Raw genomic sequence first — 701 nt, forward strand, 5'->3', positions numbered from 1 at the left:
TTTAGCAGCCAGAGATTTCGTGATCAAAACGGGGGAGCTTGGAAATAGCGGTCAATTGGCATCGGGGCAGGATTTAGTCTTTAGCGTGACGGGGGATGTGACCAACAACAAAACGGGCTTAATTTATGTGAAGGGCAATGGTGCTTTACAAGTTGATGGGGCTTTGTTGAATGATTTTGGCACCATAATGGCAGAAGGTGATTTATCTTTTACCAATGCAGCTGGCAGCGGAAAAAGCCTTTCCCTTGTTAACAAAGCAGGCTTTATTCAAGCTGGTGGAAACTTAAATATCCAAACCAACACCCTGAAAAACGAAGCTGATAGCACGCCTGTCATCACAGAAAAAACTGAATATAGCGATATTTCTTTCCAAAGACCAAAGGGTTCTGATCAACTCAGTGATGGGATGTTATATCATGATGCGAAAGTTGGTCTTTGGGGACAAGGGCACGAACATCAAGATGATAACGGAGTTTGGAAAGGACACTTATACATTTACTTAGATAATCCACTTTGGAATAGTAAAGAAGAAACCTATGGCACCGCAATTTCAAGCGATGGAACAGTCTATAAGGCATTTACTTGGAAATATATTGACGAAAGAAACTCTGTAGAACAGTATCGATGGAATGGTTCTCGGCGGAAGGCAGGAGGGGGCTGGTCAATAAACGAAAATTGGTCACACATGATAGAAAAGACTG

1 protein-coding gene is annotated in these 701 nt (G+C 42.2%); it reads left to right on the forward strand.

Going from position 1 to position 701, the window contains the following annotated elements; all coding sequences use genetic code 11:
• Positions 1-701 (forward strand): hypothetical protein (locus ACFIO3_RS14765; RefSeq protein WP_375704747.1); only part of this gene is annotated, 701 nt, incomplete at both ends.

The organism is Bartonella sp. AD328YNZD, from assembly GCF_042196425.1.